Annotated in this window: 14 protein-coding genes and 1 tRNA gene; 5 read left to right on the top strand and 10 right to left on the bottom strand. The window is 57.9% G+C overall.

Features of this window, described 5'->3' with window-relative positions; genetic code table 11:
- Positions 1 to 44: 44 nt before the first annotated feature.
- From rpsA to polA, 3 genes are all read right to left on the bottom strand, one after another.
- The gene (rpsA, locus tag FFT87_RS09460) at positions 45 to 1,511 is read right to left on the bottom strand and encodes a 30S ribosomal protein S1 (RefSeq protein WP_219948495.1); all 1,467 of its coding nucleotides are present in this window, start codon (positions 1,509 to 1,511) and stop codon (positions 45 to 47) included.
- Positions 1,512 to 1,734: 223 nt separating this feature from the next.
- Positions 1,735 to 3,453, bottom strand: coding sequence for a DUF885 domain-containing protein (locus FFT87_RS09455; protein WP_219948494.1), 1,719 nt, complete (start codon positions 3,451 to 3,453; stop codon positions 1,735 to 1,737).
- 126 nt (positions 3,454 to 3,579) lie between these two features.
- A complete protein-coding gene (polA, locus tag FFT87_RS09450) occupies positions 3,580 to 6,246 on the bottom strand; it encodes a DNA polymerase I (RefSeq protein WP_219948493.1) in 2,667 nt (888 codons plus the stop codon).
- 59 nt (positions 6,247 to 6,305) lie between these two features.
- Between polA and FFT87_RS09445 the strand changes: the two genes are divergently transcribed.
- Entirely contained in the window at positions 6,306 to 6,737 is a 432-nt protein-coding gene (locus tag FFT87_RS09445; protein WP_219948492.1) for a PaaI family thioesterase, read from the top strand.
- A gap of 43 nt (positions 6,738 to 6,780) precedes the next feature.
- On the opposite strand, the gene FFT87_RS09440 is transcribed toward FFT87_RS09445, so the two are convergent.
- Positions 6,781 to 7,386, bottom strand: a complete 606-nt coding sequence (locus tag FFT87_RS09440; protein WP_219948491.1) for an ANTAR domain-containing response regulator — start codon at positions 7,384 to 7,386, stop codon at positions 6,781 to 6,783.
- Between the two features lie 39 nt (positions 7,387 to 7,425).
- Between FFT87_RS09440 and FFT87_RS09435 the strand changes: the two genes are divergently transcribed.
- Positions 7,426 to 7,508 (top strand) — tRNA-Leu (locus FFT87_RS09435).
- Between the two features lie 97 nt (positions 7,509 to 7,605).
- On the opposite strand, the gene FFT87_RS09430 is transcribed toward FFT87_RS09435, so the two are convergent.
- The 5 genes from FFT87_RS09430 to FFT87_RS09410 form a co-directional block, all read right to left on the bottom strand.
- Positions 7,606 to 9,144: a sugar ABC transporter ATP-binding protein gene (locus FFT87_RS09430; protein ID WP_219948490.1), complete on the bottom strand. Its 1,539-nt coding sequence runs from the start codon at positions 9,142 to 9,144 to the stop codon at positions 7,606 to 7,608.
- A gap of 71 nt (positions 9,145 to 9,215) precedes the next feature.
- A complete protein-coding gene (locus FFT87_RS09425) occupies positions 9,216 to 10,214 on the bottom strand; it encodes a sugar ABC transporter substrate-binding protein (RefSeq protein ID WP_219948489.1) in 999 nt (332 codons plus the stop codon).
- A 60-nt stretch (positions 10,215 to 10,274) separates the two neighbouring features.
- On the bottom strand, positions 10,275 to 11,234 hold the full coding sequence (locus FFT87_RS09420; RefSeq protein WP_219948488.1) for an ABC transporter permease: 960 nt from the start codon (positions 11,232 to 11,234) through the stop codon (positions 10,275 to 10,277).
- On the bottom strand, positions 11,231 to 12,256 hold the full coding sequence (locus FFT87_RS09415) for a Gfo/Idh/MocA family protein (RefSeq protein ID WP_219948487.1): 1,026 nt from the start codon (positions 12,254 to 12,256) through the stop codon (positions 11,231 to 11,233). Before FFT87_RS09415 ends, FFT87_RS09420 begins: the two co-directional genes overlap by 4 nt.
- Before the next feature lie 10 nt (positions 12,257 to 12,266).
- Complete coding sequence (locus tag FFT87_RS09410) at positions 12,267 to 13,079, bottom strand: sugar phosphate isomerase/epimerase (protein ID WP_219948486.1); 813 nt, start codon at positions 13,077 to 13,079, stop codon at positions 12,267 to 12,269.
- 217 nt (positions 13,080 to 13,296) lie between these two features.
- Between FFT87_RS09410 and FFT87_RS09405 the strand changes: the two genes are divergently transcribed.
- Genes FFT87_RS09405 through FFT87_RS09395 form a run of 3 tightly spaced genes read left to right on the top strand, consistent with a single transcriptional unit; the run spans position 13,297 to position 16,096 of the window.
- Positions 13,297 to 14,430: an ROK family protein gene (locus FFT87_RS09405; protein WP_219948485.1), complete on the top strand. Its 1,134-nt coding sequence runs from the start codon at positions 13,297 to 13,299 to the stop codon at positions 14,428 to 14,430.
- Positions 14,431 to 14,440: 10 nt separating this feature from the next.
- On the top strand, positions 14,441 to 15,166 hold the full coding sequence (locus FFT87_RS09400) for a PIG-L deacetylase family protein (protein ID WP_219948484.1): 726 nt from the start codon (positions 14,441 to 14,443) through the stop codon (positions 15,164 to 15,166).
- A gap of 9 nt (positions 15,167 to 15,175) precedes the next feature.
- Positions 15,176 to 16,096, top strand: coding sequence for a hypothetical protein (locus tag FFT87_RS09395; protein WP_219948483.1), 921 nt, complete (start codon positions 15,176 to 15,178; stop codon positions 16,094 to 16,096).
- Positions 16,097 to 16,204: 108 nt separating this feature from the next.
- Here FFT87_RS09395 and pyk read toward each other — a convergent pair whose 3' ends face one another.
- Positions 16,205 to 17,647, bottom strand: a complete 1,443-nt coding sequence (gene pyk, locus FFT87_RS09390) for a pyruvate kinase (protein WP_219948482.1) — start codon at positions 17,645 to 17,647, stop codon at positions 16,205 to 16,207.
- Positions 17,648 to 17,709 lie beyond the last annotated feature (62 nt).

Below are 17,709 nucleotides of genomic sequence, written 5' to 3'. Positions count from 1 at the left end.
GCCAGCCTCCCGAAGGAGACTGGCCACAAACGTTCAACTAGGAACTAGTTGTTGCTCGAAAGCTTCTCGCGCAGAGCGGCGAGAGTCTCGTCGTCGGCAAGCGTTCCCGCACCGGAAGCCGATGCGGCGTCGTCGTTGGAGAACGACGACGAGCCAGCGGGTGCGTTGCTGATCGATTCTTCCTGAATCGCAGCGGCGGCAACCTGCTTCTTGTGCAGTTCCCAACGGCCCTGAGCGGCAGCATAGTCTTGCTCCCACTTCTCGCGCTGTGACTCGAAACCATCTTTCCATTCGTTGGTCTCGGGGTCGAAGCCGTCCGGGTACTTGTAGTTGCCCTGGTCGTCGTACTCGGTGAGCATTCCGTAGAGTGCCGGGTCGAACTCGGTACCCTCGGGGTCAACGCCCTCGTTAGCCTGCTTGAGGCTAAGCGAGATGCGACGGCGCTCGAGGTCGATGTCGATGACCTTGACGAATACTTCATCGCCAACTGAGACAACCTGCTCGGCGAGCTCAACGTGCTTGCCCGAAAGCTCGGAGATGTGCACGAGGCCCTCGATACCGTCTGCGACGCGAACGAACGCACCGAACGGAACGAGCTTGGTGACCTTACCGGGAGCAACCTGTCCGATTGCGTGGGTGCGGGCGAATACCTGCCACGGGTCTTCCTGCGTTGCCTTGAGCGACAGCGAAACGCGCTCGCGCTCGAGGTCAACCTCAAGAATCTCGACGGTAACTTCCTGGCCAACTTCAACAACTTCTGAAGCGTGCTCAATGTGCTTCCAGGAGAGCTCAGAAACGTGGACGAGTCCGTCTACGCCGCCGAGATCAACGAACGCACCGAAGTTGACGATCGAGGAAACGACACCCTTGCGAACCTGGCCCTTGGCCAAGTTGTTGAGGAACGAAGTGCGGCTAGCCGACTGAGTCTCTTCGAGAAGTGCGCGACGCGACAGAACAACGTTGTTGCGGTTCTTGTCGAGTTCGAGGATCTTGGCTTCGATCTCCTGGCCGAGGTACGGCGTGAGGTCACGAACACGGCGAAGCTCGATGAGCGATGCGGGGAGGAATCCACGAAGACCGATGTCAACGATGAGTCCACCCTTGACAACCTCAATGACAGAACCGGTGACAACGCCATCCGATTCCTTGATGAGTTCGACGTCGCCCCATGCACGCTCGTACTGTGCGCGCTTCTTCGACAGGATGAGACGGCCTTCTTTGTCTTCTTTCTGAAGAACAAGAGCCTCAACGGTGTCGCCAACGTTGACAACCTCAGTGGGGTCAACGTCGTGCTTGATGGAAAGTTCACGGGAGGGGATTACACCCTCGGTCTTGTAACCGACGTCGAGGAGAACCTCGTCACGATCGATTTTGACGACGGTACCTTCGATAAGGTCACCATCGTTGAAGAACTTCAGAGTCTTTTCGACCGCGGCGAGAAAATCTTCAGCAGATCCAATGTCATTGATGGCGACCTGCTTGGGTGCCTTGTCGGTCGTTGCGATTGTCATGTAGTAGTAGCTCCGGTATGGGTTGCGCTTCGAAAAGCGCACAATTGGGCCAACGGTGAAATTATGCGTTGTGATCGCCGATGGCAGGCGAATAAGAAGTCGCAATTGCGACACTCCAGCCTAACGCCTTCGAGAGTGAAAGCCAACCAAGAAACAACCGCGTTTTCTCGCGAGCCGTGGCGGCGGTTCGGGCGGGTGCCTTGCTGCACGACACCCGCACCGATTAGCGACGTTCGTATGGCGCGAGAAGAGCGGTCCGAAGAGTATCGAGGCCGACTCCCCCGATGTTCAGTGCACGATGATGAAAAGCTTTCAGATCAAACGAAGCGCCTTCACGAGCTTTGCACTCGTCACGGAGTTCTTCCCAAATGCGCTGGCCGACCTTGTAAGACGGCGCCTGACCCGGCCAGCCGAAATAGCGGTTCACTTCGAAGCGCACGTTGGCAGGATCAAGAGTCACGTTGTTGGTCATGAACTCCAACGCGTAATCCCAGTCCCACACCCCCGTGCCATCAAGCTTGGGCTTGCCCAGATGCACTCCGATGTCGAGAACTACGCGCGCAGCCCGCATCCGCTGGCCGTCAAGCATGCCGAACCTATTCGCTGGGTCATCGAGAAAACCGAGTTCGCTCATGAATCGTTCGGCGTAGAGGGCCCAGCCTTCAGCATGTCCTGATGAACCGGAAAGCTGGCGGCGATAGGTATTGAGCTGATCACGGTTGTACACCGCTTGCGCAATTTGCAGATGGTGGCCGGGGACACCCTCGTGGTACACAGTCGTTGCCTCGCGCCACGTCGTAAATTCCGTGACCGACTCTGGGACAGACCACCACATGCGACCGGGGCGTGAGAAGTCATCGCTAGGTCCTGTGTAGTAGATGATGCCGTCGTGAGTGGGGGCGATCATGCACTCGAGCGCACGCATCGGTTCCGCAATATCGAAATGCGTACCAGCCAAGGCATCCACAGCCTCGTCACTCAACTTCTGCATCCACTGTCGCAGTGCTTCCGTGCCGTGAAGCGTGCGCGAGGGGTCGGAGTCAAGGTGTTCAATCGCTTCGGCGACCGTAGCGCCAGGCTTGATCTCGCGCGCAATCGACTCCTGCTCGCGAGTCATTCTGGCGAGTTCTTCGATCCCCCACTCGTAAGTCTCATCGAGGTCAACTGTGGCGCCGAGAAAGCCGCGAGATTCGAGGGCGTATAGCTCCCGGCCGAATGCATCGTGGGGCGTAGCGCGTGGGGCTAGTTCGTCGCGGAGAAATGCTTCCAGCTTGTGGTAACTCGTTGCCGCTTCCGCCGCCCCTTTGGTCAGGGCTTTATTGAGGGTGGAGTTCTCACTGGTGTGCGAACTTGCGGCGGCAATAAAGTTATCGAAGAACCCTCCCGCCGACGCGATCTGCTTTGCTTGAGTGATTACCTCCGCAACTTGACGCTGCGCTGGCACAACATCCTGATCGATTCCCTGACGAAGCGTGGCGATGTAACCATCAATTGCCGCCGGAATGTGGTGAAGTCGATCTGCGATAACTGACCAATCATCGTTCGATGACGTTGGCATGAGATCAAGAACGCCACGAATATCTTGGGCGGGGCTCGCCAAGTTGTTGAGATCGCGCATCCACAGGTTCGCGGCATCAGAATCAAGGTCAAGACGCAGGGTCGATACCATTTCGGTCTTGGTCACAAGATCGACATCGTCGACAATGTCAGCAGCTTCAAGCCGTCCGAGTACGTCGCGAGTAGCACTCATCACACTGGCGTGGCCGTCAGGCGAATAGTCAGCATAACCCGAGTGCGCGCCAGGCAACCCAATCCACGTTCCGATCGCGGGATTAAGCTCGGTGAGCGTCTTTACCCATTCTTCAGCGATCGCATCAATCGGGGTGCTCTCACGGACGGTTTCGCCGTGAGCGGCCGTCGGGTGAGATTGTGAATCTGACATCGTTGTCTGGCTCCCTTAGTTGTGAGTTTGCTTACCCAGTACTTGCAGTTGTGGGGCACATCGTAGGTCGTGGACATGATCAGCACGCCACCGTGCGAAGAAACAAGCGTGACGGTTTCTCAGACTCTAATGAGCGGCCGAGTCCCAGTTGTGCCCCGTTCCGATCTGAACATCCAGCGGAACGGTGAGCGAAGCAGCTCCTGACATTCGCTCATGGACGAGTTTAGTCATCCGCTCGAGCTCGCCACTAGCGACCTCGAAGACTAATTCGTCGTGGACCTGTAGGAGCATTCGAGACTTCAGCCCTTCTGACCTGATATCTGCGTCGATCTGCAGCATTGCGAGCTTGAGAATATCTGCCGCAGACCCCTGAATCGGTGAGTTGAGCGCCTGACGTTCGGCGTTGTCCCGCAACACCCGATTTTTCGAGTTGAGGTCACCAAAGGGCCGCCGTCGACCGAAAATTGTTGTCGTGTAGCCATCTGCTCGGGCCTGCTCGACAACATTGCGCAGGTATTCGCGCACGGCGCCAAACCGGGCGAAGTAGTCGGTCATCAATGCCTTCGCTTCGCTCGTCTCGATGCGAAGCTGCTTGCTGAGCCCGAAAGCGCTGAGCCCGTATGCCAATCCATAGGACATTGCCTTGACCTTGGTACGCATCTCAGAAGTCACCTCCGCAGGCGCGACGCCGAAGATGCGAGAACCGACGAAACGGTGCAAATCTTCGCCCTCGTTGAACGCCTGAATGAGGCCTTCATCGCCCGAAAGGTGCGCCATGATTCGCATCTCAATTTGCGAATAGTCGGCGGTGAGCAGTGTGTCGAATCCAGCGCCCGCCTCGAACGCCGACCGAATTTGACGCCCGGTCGCCGTTTTGATCGGCACATTCTGCAGGTTCGGCTCGTTCGATGCGATGCGGCCCGTGCTCGATCCGGCCTGCTCGTAGGTCGTGTGCACGCGTCCGGAATCATCGATCGCTTTCTCGATGCCGGTGATGATCTGGGCGAGCTTGGTGGCGTCTCGGTGCTTGAGCAGGAGATCGAGGAACGGGTGGGGTGCTTGCTCTTGCAAGTCGACCAGGCTCGCGGCATCCGTGGAATAGCCGGTCTTGTTTGCCCGAGTTTTGGGCATTTCGAGCTGGGTGAATAGCACGTCTTGAAGTTGCTTGGGACTACCCAAGTTGATTTCGCGGCCAATTACATCGAAAGCATTCCGCGCTACTTCGGCCGCTGTCTCGGACAGCGAAGAGCTGAGATCAGTCAACAACTGGCGATTGACGGCAATGCCCGTGAGTTCCATTTGCGCGAATACGGGTACCAGTGGCATCTCGATGTCGGTCAAAACCCCGAGCGAGCCCTCATCCATTTTGCCCGTGAGGTATTCCGCTACGCGCACTAGGTACCACGACATCGTTGCCGGGCTGAGTGCCTCTGTTTCTGGCACGAGCTGATTGGGGTCGCTCTGCTCGATTGTTTCGCCGAGGTAGTTGTAGACCTGAGCTTCGAGCTCCTCGGGTTTGCCGCTGGGCTTGAGTACCCACGCTGCGAGCATCGTGTCGAACGCAATGCCAGCAATCTCGATGCCATTCGCCGACGCGACTTTGAGCTGTGCCTTTGCCGAGTGCATAAACTTCGGCGCATCGCTCGCCAACCAGTCTGTGAGGGCGACATAGTCAAGTCTGTCTGCTGCCCACGGAACGAATGCTGTTTCGGATGCGGAGGCGAGGCCAAGGCCGGTGACACTGCCGTCGACAATTGCTAGCGTCAGACCGAGCGGGGTAGTCCCCTTGGCACTGTTCGTGTCAATCCACTTGGCTAATTCTTCATCTACCATCGTGCGGACAACCGGGACACTGCTCGCAGTCTCGAGGGGAACCACTGCCGAAGCGTCATCGCCACGCTCAGCTGCAGCGATCTTGAGAACACGTTGAAGTAGCGTCTTGAACTGCAGGCGATCGAAAACCTCCTGGACGGCAGCTTCGTCGATGGGGTGACGGTCTAGGTCTCCGACTGACACGGGAAGCTCGACATCGGTGAGGAGGTGATTGAGCTTGCGGTTTCGAACCGCACGGTCCATCTGGTCGCGCAGGTTTTGCCCAACGACGCCCTTGATCTCGTCGGCATGAGCGAGCACTTCATCGAGCGAGCCGTAGAGGTTGATCCACTTAACTGCGGTCTTCTCCCCCACTTTGTCAACGCCGATGAGGTTGTCACTCGTTTCTCCCACCAGTGCGGCAACTTCAGGATATTGGTGCGGCTCAACTCCGTAGCGTTCGAAGACGGCATCGCGATCGTAACGCTTGAGCTCCGACACTCCCCGAGCATTGGGGTAGAGCAGCGTGACGTTGTCGTTGACCATCTGGATCGCATCACGGTCGCCCGAAACAACGAGCACACGGAAACCATTTTCCGACCCCTCATGCGCGAGAGTGGCAAGGATGTCGTCAGCCTCGTAGTCCTCTTTGCTCAGGGTTTGGACACCCATCGCCTTCAACGCCTCTTCGAGAAGCGGAATTTGACCGACGAATTCGACTGGCGTCTCGCCACGGGTTCCCTTGTATTCGGGATACTCCCTCGTGCGGAATGAGTACCGCGAGATATCGAACGCGACCGCGAGGTGCGTCGGTTTCTCATTCTGCAGGAGCGAGATCAACATCGACAGAAAGCCGTGAATGGCGTTGGTGTGCTGCCCTTCGCGGTTCTGAAAACTGTCGACCGGTAGCGCATAAAACGCTCGGAAGGCCAACGAGTGGCCGTCAATGATCATGAGGGTAGGCTTTTGATTATCCGACACGCAGCCAGCCTAGCCGCGCCTGCCGACAGTCGGAACGACTTAGCGCGAAGGACTCCTCTGTGAAGTATCCCGATGACCTCGATCCCGAACTCGTTGCACGTCTTGTGGAATCAGGAGGCGGCGCACTCACTCAAAAGATGGGTATTGAGTTCTTGGAGCTCGGTGCTGAGCGATCAGTTGCCACAATGCCAGTTGAAGGCAATACCCAAGTGATCGGCATCCTGCACGGAGGCGCGCACGTCGTCCTGGGCGAATCGCTCGGATCAATTTCGTCAGCGATCCACGCTGGCCCCGGGCGGATCGCCATGGGGATCGAAATCAACGCTACTCACAGCCGCGCAGTGCGTGAAGGATTCGTGACGGCAACCTGCACAGCGATCGCCCTGAGCCGCACCTTGGCCACTCACGAAATCGTGATCCGAGACGAGCAAGACCGCCGGCTCTCAACCGTGCGCATCACCAACATCTTGAAAGACCGCCTCACTCCCTAGAGGGCGTGGCTTGGCCGGCCAAGCAGTTCGCTGGAAGCGAAGACTACTTTTTGGCGCTCAGCTGATCGATAATCGCCTGCGACACGTCGTGCATCGTCAGACGACGATCCATCGACGCCTTCTGAATCCATCGGAACGCATCTGGCTCGCTAAGACCCATCTTTTCGTTGAGTAGGCCCTTTGCCCGATCAACGAGCTTGCGGGTCTCGAAACGCTCGACGAGATCGCTAACTTCGGCCTCAAGCGTAATAATCTGCGCGTACCGGCTGAGCGCGATTTCAATCGCCGGCAGCAAGTCACTTGGAGTAAATGGCTTCACGACATAGGCAAGCGCTCCCGCCTCTGAAGCCCGCTCTACGAGTTCCTTCTGGCTAAAGGCGGTCAGCAGTACAACGGGAGCAATGTGGTTGGCACTGAGGCGCTCAGCAGCAGAGATCCCGTCAAGCTGAGGCATCTTGACATCCATGATGACCAGGTCAGGGCGAAGCTCTGTTGCCAAAGCAACCGCGGTCTCACCGTCACCGGCTTCACCAACGACTTCGTAGCCGGCGTCACGGAGGATCTCGACAATGTCCATGCGGATGAGCGACTCATCTTCGGCAACGACAACGCGACGAGGAGCAGTTTGATTGGTGTTTTGGTCAGTCACAAGCTCAAGCCTACGGTATTCTATTCAGCGTTGTAGTCAGCCGAATTGGCGGAATGGTAGACGCGGAGCACTCAAAATGCTTTGTTCGAAAGGACGTGTGGGTTCGAGTCCCACATTCGGCACCTTAGCTTCTCGTAAAAAATCGAGAAATATGTAACGAGAGCGCGGCTTCACGCACCCGCGAACCTAACGGGTGCGCGAAGTTTTCTTTTCACACGCTCAGCTCGTCTGCGCGCTCTCGGCACCAGACATCTGGTCGATAAGACTTTGCCGAGTGATCTCCGATCGCGGATACTCGCCAATAATCCGCCCGTTCTTCATCACAACGATCCGGTCGCACAAGGCAATGAGCTCATCGAGATCATCCGATATCACCACGATCGCGGTGCCATCAGCCCCTGCAGTTCTCAACAAACGATGTATTTGTGCCTTTGTTCCCACATCGACGCCCGCTGTCGGCTGATCGGCCACAATCACTCGTGGCTTCGCGAGCAGAACTCGGGCGAGGAGAAGTTTTTGCTGATTTCCTCCACTGAAGCGCTTGGCTTCAAGCATCGGATCGGCAGGTCGGATTTGTAGCCCGGAAAAAGTGTCACTGATCGCAGCAATGCTTCGTTTCTTCGCCACAACACCCCACGGCGCCATTCCTCGATCCAACGCCATCAAGATCATATTCTTGGCAGCAGTGGCGGACCCGATAATTCCCTCAGTCTTTCGGCTCTCCGGGACCAACACGATTCCCTGAGCCAATGCAGCCCTCGGGCTCTGAAAAGAAACTGGCTTGTCATCCACGAGAATGCGACCACGGAGCACGCGTTCTGCGCCGACGAGCGTACGCGCTACACGCGTGCGACCAGACCCGACGAGGCCTGCCAACCCCACGAACTCGCCAGCGTTGACTACCAAGTCAATATCAGTCACGCGCGCTGAGGAAACCGCTGAGAGGCGAATCACTGGTTTCTCGACGATGTGTCGATCCGACCGCGATGTCGCTGCGGCTTCTTCTGCTGCGAGCTCCTCATTGAGCATCGCCCGTGTCATTGATCTCAGGCTGAAGTTTTCGATCGGACCGCTGTCCACCACTAGTCCGTTACGAAGGACGGTAGCGGAGTGGCAGGACTGGAAGATTTCTTCCAGGAAGTGCGAGATATATACGATGGCCATGCCGCCGCTCGCCAACTCAACCATCAAATCCCGTAGGTCAGAGCGTTCTGGCCCGGAAAGTCGGGCAGTTGGCTCATCCATCACGAGAACCTTTACATCACGGGAGAGCACCTTAGCGATCTCCACGCGTTGCTGCAGTCCGGTGCTGAGCTCAGAAACCAATGCATCCACGGGAAGCTGAGCGAGCATTGGCACCGCAGAAATAACGGATCGAGCTGCCTCCCGTGTACTCGTTTTGGCGTAGATCGCGCGCCCAGGTTCGATACCAAGCATGATGTTTTCGGCAACCGTCATCGAGGGGATGAGACTCAACTCTTGGTGAATGAGTCCGATCCCTTCGCGCAGGGCGTCGCGAGGTGATGTCAGGGTCGCCTCATGACCGTCGATGCGCACAGCGCCTTCGTGCTCGGGATAGATTCCTCCCAGAATCTTCATTAACGTGCTTTTGCCCGCTCCGTTCTGCCCTACTAGGGCGCGGATCTCAGAAGGGGCGATGCTCAAGTCGACGTTGTCGAGCACCTTCGTCGTTCCGAAGGTTTGCGATATCCCGATCATCTCGACGCGAGGGGTTACTGCGATACTCGCTTCTGGCATCTCAGGCTTCTTTCGATGGTGATGGTTCTGCGCCGGCTCGTCCACAACGAGCCGGCGCAGCTGACGAGTGTTTACCAGTCCCAGGAAGTGCTGTACTCGCTGAGGTTTTCCTTAGTGACGAGCGGCAGTTCGACGAAGTCGGTTGGCTGCTTGACTGCGTCTTCATTGCCCTCTAACCAATTGCACAGAGCGGCTACACCAGCCTTACCCTGCTCGGCACCGTCTTGAAGAACCGCCCCGTAGATTTCTCCCGCTTCAATTGCCGCGTGAACCTGGTTGGGAAAGTCGCCAGCGATAAACTTCACATCATCGCGACCGATGCTGTGCGCATATTGGGCACCAATATAAATCTCGGGCCCTTCCGCAATAACGACGTCGAGCTCGCCTGGGCCGTACTTTGTGAGCAGGTCCTGAACGACAGCGAGATTCTCATCATTGCTCCAGTTGTCTGTCACGGTCGCAATGATCTCAATCGACTCGTTCTTGTCGAGGGTGTCAACGATCGCTTCAGTGCGCAAAACCTCGACAGGGTTCCCGACGATGCCCTGAATGAGCGCGACGTTTCCTCCATCCGGCAGAGCCTGCTCGGCGAGTTGAGCAAGCCCAACACCGTAATCTGACTGGTCGACGCCAACATACGTGACGAGTTCGGCGCCGTCGCCGACCCCAGCATTCACGGCAACAACGGGGATGCCTGCTGCATTGGCCTGTTGAACAGCGGCAACGATCCCGTCTGCCTCGATGCTCTGAATCAGGATTCCGCTGGTGTTGTTCGCAATAGCTTGTTGAAGTTGGGCAATCTGGGTGGCGTTGTCATTTGCACCGTCTTGAACAGTGAGGTTCGCGCCGAGTTCGTCTGCTTGCGCGACAGCACCGTCGGCTAACGTCGCGATCCAAGGGTTGGCCATGTTGTTGATGAGGAAGGTGATGTCGTTGCATCCGGCTGCGCTGACGGGGCTCGATTCCTCGCTGGTGGCCGAACAGCCGGCCAGAGCGATCAGACTGGCGACGCCGATGATGGCGACTCCTGACCTTGTCGAGAATGCGGAAGTGCGCTTTCGTGAATTCATTATGGGGCACCTTTTCTGTGATTGGTTGGGACTTGTTGTGCTGTATCTTGCGGAAAAAAGTTAATGGTCGCTGTCTCGCGCGCGACCTGCTCGGTCGGCGATAACCGCGGCAAGAATGATTGCGCCGGTGACGGCGGGCTGCCAATACGGAGACACTCCAAGCTGATTCATGCCATTGCCGATTACGCCGAGAAGGAGCGTGGCTGCGATGACATTGCTGACACGGCCAACGCCCCCCGATAGCGCTGTGCCACCGATTACGCAGATAGCGATGGCGTTGAGCGGCCACGCGTCTGCGCCTGTCGGCTGTCCGATCGCCGACTGGCCAAACATCAGAATTCCACCAACCGCTGTCGCGAGCCCGCCAAAGACAAAGGCCGCAACTTTGACCGGAACAACGGGCACCCCTGACAGGTAGCTAGCGTGCTCGTTTGCTCCGGCGCTGAAGATCCAGTGCCCCCATTTAGTTCTGGTCAGAATGAGGTGGGTGAGAACGGCGAAGGTCATGAACGCGAGGAAGATAAACGAGATCCCTCCGAGCGAACCATAGGTGAAAGCCTGTAGTGCGGCGGACTTTCCGCCCACTGACTTGCCCTGAGTGATGACGAACATGACTCCGGTCACGATGCTCGCTAGGGCAAAAGTCGCGATGAACGAGTTGATACGCAACCGGGCGATGATGAGGCCATTGACAAGGCCAAGAAGCGTGCCGAGGATCAGTCCGGCCAGGAGCGCCGCAGGAAGGCCCAGCTCGCGAGAGGTGAATGCTGCCAGAACCGCAACTGCGCCGCCAATTGCTCCAACGGAGAGATCGAATCCCCCGCTGATCATCATGACCAGCATGCCCATTGCCACGATTCCGATGATGCCGTTCTGCGCCAAAATATTCTGCAGGTTCGCTGGATTTCGAAAAGTCGTCGACGCGATACTGAGTGCAATTACCACCACAGCCAGCGCGACCCAGAGATTGTTTTTTGCAAGCACCCGAAGAATCGGGTTCTCTGCTGCTTTCGCGCTCATTGGGCGAACACCGTGCCTGCGGCTGCAGCATTGTCTACAGCCGATTCGATCACGACGCGCTTGCCCGTAGCGATTGACTGGCGAGCTGCCAGTGAAACCTCGAGGGCACGGATCGCTGACTCGGTCGTCGTCAGGCCCGGTCGACTTCCGGCAGTTGCACACTCGAGAAAGTACTTGACTTGGGACATATAAGGGTCGTCGTCCACGATGTCGTGTTCGAATGAGCCGCCAGCTCCCGAGCGGGTGTATCGGTTAACGCCTGCTCCCGCGGTTGCTGCCGCGGCCGCAAAGTTGTACTCGGCAATGCCGCCGGTTCCGATCGCTCCGATCGAACTCGTGAAGGGCACCTCGCTCGCGGTATCCGCGAAGCTGAGCACCTGACCTATTCCGCCGCCGCGGTATTCGACTGTGGTCTCGATGGGGCCGAGGGAGTTGACACTTACCGCTGACACAGAAATAGGCTCGCCGAGAAAGAGGTTGAGTTGGTCATAATCGTGAATACTGAAGTCCACAACGACTCCGCCTGATCGTGTTTCGTCATGCCACCACTGCGCCCAGTCTGGACGGTTGCTCAGCCGGGCTCCCCTCACGGAGAGTACGGATCCTAGGACCCCATCGCGCACCTCATCGCGCAACATTTGGTATCCCCGAAAGAATCGAATTACCTGCGCGATCATCAGCACGGCTCCGCTCTCACGCTCGGCTTCTCGGATTGCCAAAGCGTCACGGATATTCAGCGCGACAGGCTTCTCAAGCAGGACGTTCTTGCCAGCACGCAGTGCTCGGATCGCGAGGTCTCGGTGGGTGTCCGTTGGGCTACACACCGAGATCATGTCGACTTGTGGATCGTTCAGTACGGCATCGAAATCAGTGACGAACACCGCCGCAGGCGCGTGCTCAAGGGGATTGCCGGGGCGCGGTGTGCAGATGTACTTGATGTTTTCGCCGTGCCCGAGTTTCGACCACGATTCTGCGTGCGTCCGCGCCATATAGCCCTGACCCACGATGGCAATTGTTGTCATCGTTGTCTGCTTACTCGCCACGCAGTTCACGGACAGCGTGCGCGGAACGCAGCAGCGCGTCATGAACCTCGTCAACGGAACTTGGACCCGCCGCCGTGAACTCAATCTCGATACTGAGAGGCGCAATGCAGCGTGCTTCCTCCAGGATCGAAAAGACGCGACGGAAATCTGTATCGCCGTCGCCGATCGCCGGGAAGTTCCACTCGGTCGACTCTCCCGCTTTGTCCTTGAGGTGGATGTCGACGATGACATCGGCACTCTGCTTAAGATCGTCATAGGGCAGAGTGTCGGCGTAGAGGATTACATTGGCGGTGTCGTACGCGAGGCCAAAGTTTGACGCTCCCACCTTCCCAACGAGCTCCTTGATCTGTGCGCCGGTACCGTAGCTGGCGCCATGGGTCTCGACGGCAACCGTAATGCCGTACCCGGCTGCGACCGCAGAAAGTTCCCGAAGGATCTCCACAAGTTCGCTGTCGTCTTCGATGACGTGCTCGTCGCCGTGAGTCTCGCCGGTGCCGGTCACGACGTAGGACGCTCCCAAACGCGCGGCCAGCCCGAGATTTTTTCGAAAGTTCTCTCGGCCATCTTCTGTCATCAGGTTGGTATGACCGCACATCCCCAGGATCGCGATGTCGTTGTCGCGAAGGGTGGCCAGCATGCTCTCGACTTCGTCGTCGGTCATTTCCCAACGGGCGTGTTCTGTGTAGCCACGCACCGCCGCAATTTCGATGAAATGAATGCCAGCGGCGCGAGCGCCTGATACTGCATCGGCAAATTCGAAGCCGTGATAAGTGTTGCTGTTAAGACAAATCTTGTTCTCCATGGGAAGCTCCTTCGGTTCCGCCGGCCCGGTAGGAATCTTGAGCGGGATTCCGATTCGGACTTGTCAATTCATTAGTTAGGAAGGTAACCTATTTACTATGAAATCGCAAGGAAGTACTGGTCAATCCGACCCAGGAGTCGCTGTGACTGGTTCTCCCCAACTGATGCGCAGGATGAACCGCAGTCAAGTCCTGCGGACGCTTCGCGATGGCGGGCCGATGTCGCGCCCCGCTCTCAGTAAGGCAACCGGGCTATCCAAGATCACCGTCGATGGCATCGCTAACGAATTGGTGGTGGAAGGCAGAGTCCTCGAAGCTCCAGAACCGCCAACGGGAAGCCCGGGTCGACGCGCTCGCCTACTGGCCTTCAGAGAGGATTCCGCGTTCGTCGGCGCGATAGACATTGGGGCCACTCGCGCCCAGGTCGCCGTTTCTGATCTTGCCGGAACACTCGTGGCACAGGAGGAAGTCGCCCTCATCGGAGTGGGCTCAGGCTCCGAGCTCGTTGAACTCGTTCGCAGCGCCCTTCAGCGGTCCATCGCAGCGGCGAATCTCACCAACTCCGAAATTCGGGCCCTGTGCATCGCGACGCCAGGAATCGTAGACCCAGCGACCCAACGGGTAACGCTTGCGCCACAACTCCCCGACTGGGACGACGTAGATCTCGTCTCGGCAATGTCTTTTCTTGGCGACTGCCCCATCCACGTCGAGAACGAAGTCCATCTGGCGGTGCTCGGCGAACAATGGCGCGGAGCAGCACAAGGTTTTGACGATGTCGCGTACGTCCATCTTGGTGTCGGGGTAGGGCTGGGCATCGTCAAGTCAGGCACGCTCATTAGAGGCGCCCATGGCGGCGCGGGAGAAATCGGCTACTTACCTCTTGTCGGGCTAACGGCCGCCAACCCAGAAGGGAATCGTGGCCGATTCGAAGCTCTCGTTGGCGGGGCTGCCTACCATCGGGCCGCTCAAGAGTTGTGCGCGTCAGGCCGAGGGAAGGCGCTCATTGAGGCCGCGGGCGGGGATCCTCAACTGATTGATGCCGCGCTTCTCTACCGGATGGCAGAGAGCAGTGATCCAGATGCCTTAGAAATCGTCGAAAAATTGCTGGGATACACAGCCGCCGGGATCGCATCCGTTATCAGCATCCTCGACCCAGAGGTCGTCATTATCGGCGGCGGAATCTCTCGGGCTGGGGCATGGATGCTCGAACGAATCGAATCCATGCTCGGCGAGCTGACGCCCCTTCACTCTGACCTACTGCTGGCAGGACTAGGAGACCACGCGGTACTCGTCGGCGCCTGTCGCCGAGCCATCGCTGCTTGCGAACACGAACTACTGGATCTCACCCGTTAGGAAGAACGACATGACTGCACCGGCTTCACCATTGCGCGTAATGGGCATCGGCGCCCATCCTGACGATCTCGAGCTCACGTGCGCTGGCACCCTCGCCAAGTACCGCAGTCTCGGCAACCACGTCACAATGTGCCACATCGCCGGTGGCGATCGCGGCGCAACCTCGGGCACGCGCGCCGAAGTCGCGAGAATTAGGCGCGCCGAGGCTGGTTCCGCCGCAGCCCTGATCGGCGCTGACTACATCAACCTCGGAGTGAGTGACGGCGAAGTTGACGCCAGCAACGAGCACCAGAAGCTGTTGGTCACTGAAGCAATCAGAACCGCTCGGCCCGACGTCATCATCACGCACTCCGCGGGCGACTACATGGAGGATCACAATCAAGCCTCCGCCCTCGCGTTTACGGCAAGCTTCCTCGCCACTCTCCCGCTTTATGAAAGTGACAGTCCTCCCCTCGATGCCGTTCCCGCTCTCTTCTACATGGACACCATGGCCGGTCTCGGATTCCAGCCAACTGAATTCGTTGATATCACCGAACAGCTCGACACCAAACGCGAAATGATGCGGTTGCACTCAAGCCAGTTGGTCTGGTTAGAACAGCACGACGAGATGGATGTGCTCGGCCAGATTTCCACCATTGCCGCCTACCGCGGTCTGCAGTCTGGCGTTCGGTTCGCCGAAGCGTTCGCGCCGTGCTCAGCACACCTCCGCACCCGCACAACTCGACTACTGCCATGAAGGGCTCCCGTGACCGACTTCTCGTTCAACCCAGCGCCATTTCTTGAATTCGCTGACGACGTCGCGCTCAAGCGTGTGCGAGCTATCGACCGCGAGAATTTCGTCAAGCACGACAACCCAGACTTTCAGATCTCGGTGCACGACAACCGGCAAAGCCTCTACGAGGCGTTCGCCAATGACATCGTTGCCACCATCCTTGACGCGCTCAACGAAGGGAGAAGACCAGTACTTATCGTTCCTGCCGGCCCCATGCCGCAGTATCACGCCGCCGCACGAATCATCAACGAGCAGCGAATCTCTCTGAAAGACGTCACTTTCTTCGCCATGGACGAATGGGCGAACGAGTTGGGCGAGAGCGCCCCGGGGTCGTGGGAGGGCTCGTTCCAGTTCGCACTCCGTTCGCAGTTTTTCGCGCGAATAGACGCCGAACTTCTGCCGCCGGATCATCAAATCAACTTTCCCACTTCGGCCACAATCGCGGACTACGGCAACCGAATCGCCGACCTCGGAGGCGCCGATGCCTGCTTTGGCGGTATCGGCTGGAACGGACACATTGCCTTCTGGGAGCCTCAACTCGGACAAGAGTTCGCCGGAGACCTCAGTGCTTACCGCGCCGCGAGCTCACGCCTTGTCGACCTTCACCCGCTCACCGTCGCCCAAAATGCACTCACCTCTTTTGCCGGCGACTGGTCAAACGTGCCACCCCGTGCCGTCACGATCGGCCCGGCCGAAATTCTGGGAGCACGGCGCCGCAGCTTTTGGCTGGACGGAGACCTCGGCGGAGGCGTCACATGGCAAGGATTCATCGCTCGGCTCGTCGCTCATGGACCTGTGAATGAATTCGTTCCTGGCTCTCTGCTCCAGACGGCTCGAAGCGACCTCGCAGTGCTTGAAGCCATCGCTGCTCCGCTCGACATCCTCATCAACTAGTCTCTCGGAACCCGACCGTTGCGGCCGGCGGCAATCCTTCGTTAACGCAGTAGTGCCGGTCACGAACCCGAAGGTTCGACGCCGGCACTACTGCGCACACCAGTGTTGTTACTTCACCCAGACCGGGGCCTTGGCATTAATGGCGTCACCGATAATGTGAACCCGGAGGTCGTTAGTTGATCCTGCGATTCCGGGAGGGGAACCAGAGATTACGACGACCTTGTCGCCAACTTCAGCCAATTTCTGCTCAAGCAAGACTTCGTCGACCTGGCGGTACATCTCATCGGTGTGAGTAACCCGATCCACCACGAAGGACTCGATTCCCCAGATGAGAGCCATCCGTCGCTGAATTTCTGGGTTCGGCGTGAACGCCTTCATGGGGATGCGGAAGCGCAATCGTGACATACGACGAGCCGAGTCACCAGACTCAGTGAAAACGCACACGTACTTCGCCTCGACGAACGCGGCGACGTCAGCCGCTGCAAGAGTGATTGCACCACCCTGAGTCTTCGGTGTCGTACCCAGCTCGGCAATGCGGTCGAGGCCGTGCTCTTCGGTGGACTCAACAATCTTGGCCATAGTCTGAACAGTAATCACGGGGTACTCCCCCACGCTGGTCTCACCGCTCAGCATGACGGCGTCAGCACCATCCAAAATCGCGTTCGCAACGTCCGAGGTTTCCGCTCGTGTGGGAACGGGGCTAGAAATCATCGACTCGAGCATCTGGGTTGCCACGATGACAGGCTTCGCCATACGACGAGCCAATTCAACAGTGCGCTTCTGCACGATCGGAACGGCCTCGAGTGGCAGTTCTACGCCCAAGTCACCGCGGGCAACCATGATCGAATCGAAGGCATCAATAATCGCCTCGAGGTGGTCGACCGCCTGCGGCTTCTCGATCTTGGCGATAACGGGGACACGACGGCCCTCTTCATCCATGATTTCGTGAACGCGAACAATGTCATCTGCATTACGAACGAACGAGAGAGCGATGAGGTCGGCACCGAGCTTGAGCCCCCAACGCAGGTCATCTTCGTCCTTTTCCGAAAGTGCAGGAACATTCACCGCAACACCCGGCAGGTTGATGCCCTTGTTGTTCGACACGGCGCCGGCAACGATAACCTCTGTTGTCACAACAGTGTCGGTCGAACTGACAACTTTGACCTTCACCTTGCCGTCATCGATGAGCAAGAAGTCCCCGGGAGCAACATCCTGAGGAAGGCCCTTGAACGTGGTCCCACAGATTTCGCGGTTGCCGATGATGTCATCCGTGGTGATCTTGAAGATGTCACCAACGGCGAGGTCATAGGGGCCGTCTTCGAACTTGCCGAGACGGATCTTGGGACCTTGAAGGTCGACCATCACAGCAACTGCGCGGCCAGCATCCTCCGCGGCGCGACGCACGTTTGCGTACACCTCTTCGTGAACCGCATAGGTTCCATGGCTGAGGTTCATACGAGCGACATCGACACCTGCATCGATGATTGCTCTGATGTTCTCGTAGCTCGACGTAGCCGGGCCGAGTGTCGCGACGATTTTTGCGCGTCTCATAACTTCCTTTGACAATTCAGTGGTGGTTGAACGGGTGGTGGTGGTGTTAGTGGTGGTGGAAC

It is taken from the genome of Salinibacterium sp. M195, from assembly GCF_019443965.1.
GTDB lineage: Bacteria > Actinomycetota > Actinomycetes > Actinomycetales > Microbacteriaceae > Rhodoglobus.
This window is presented reverse-complemented; position numbering and strand designations above follow the sequence as displayed.